1 protein-coding gene is annotated in these 968 nt (G+C 76.3%); it reads right to left on the bottom strand.

Features of this window, described 5'->3' with window-relative positions; all coding sequences use genetic code 11:
* Window positions 1–24: 24 nt before the first annotated feature.
* Entirely contained in the window at window positions 25–798 is a 774-nt protein-coding gene (locus FNQ90_RS24855) for a methyltransferase domain-containing protein (protein ID WP_182608387.1), read from the bottom strand.
* Window positions 799–968: the final 170 nt, after the last annotated feature.

Below are 968 nucleotides of genomic sequence, written 5' to 3'. Positions count from 1 at the left end.
GTCTAAGAGACAGCGTGAAAGCGGTCACCCGGCGGGCTTCTCGGCCACCAGGTGAAGGTGCGCGGCGATGGCCCGGAAGGCCGGGTGGGAGGCCGCCTCCCGCTCCAGGCGGGAGAGTTCGCGCAGGGCGTCGGGCTCGCTGTCCACCAGCGCGCCGGGCACCAGATCGGCGAAGATCCGCACGCCGTGCACCGCGGTCGGGACCAGGCCGGCCGCTTCCGCGAGTCCGGCCAACCCCGGCTCGGTGAACCGGTGCGGGACGGCACCGCCGGGAACCGGGGCGGGCTCCGGAGAGGTGTCGGAGAACACCGCACGGGCCTCGGCGAAGCGACCGCCCAGGGCCCGCGCGAGAACCGCACCCCCCATGCCGGCGACCAGCACGCCGGCGATCCCGCCGGGGGCCAGGGCCCGGGCGATCGCCCGCATCCCGGCGGCCGGGTCCTCCACGTATTCCAGGACACCGTGGCACAGGACCAGGTCGTGACCGTCGCCGGCGACCTCCAGCAGGTCACCGGTGTCCCCCTGGACCCCGCGGATCCGCTCGGCGACGCCCTTCTCCGCCGCGCGGCGGCGGAGGGCGAACAGCGCGTCCGGGCTGGGATCCACGACCGTCACGCGGTGACCGCCGGCGGCGACCCGCACGGCGAGACTTCCGCTGCCGCCACCCGCGTCGAGAACGGCCAGCTCGGACCGACCGGTGGCGGCGACGCGCCTCTCCAACGCCTCCTCGAGCAGATCCCAGACCACTCCGGTGCGCAACGTGGTGTGCGGGCCGGGCGCGGTCGGTTCGGGGGACATCCGGGACGGCTCCTCGGGGCTCGTGCGACGGGCGCGACGTTCCGACCGGGGCGGTCGGGGCGACCGGCACGGCCGGTCGGGCGCGTGACCAGCTTATGGCCTGTGGGCCCCGGGGTCCCTCCGGCGGGCGGGCAACGGTCGGACGTCGGGTCGCGACCGGAGGGCGGGGG

Source organism: Streptomyces alkaliphilus, from assembly GCF_014141535.1.
Taxonomy (GTDB): domain Bacteria; phylum Actinomycetota; class Actinomycetes; order Streptomycetales; family Streptomycetaceae; genus Streptomyces; species Streptomyces alkaliphilus.
This window is presented reverse-complemented; position numbering and strand designations above follow the sequence as displayed.

Bases quoted from the DNA above. Each gene is read 5' to 3' on its own strand.
- FNQ90_RS24855 (WP_182608387.1), bottom strand. From the start codon at position 798: ATGTCCCCCGAACCGACCGCGCCCGGCCCGCACACCACGTTGCGCACC.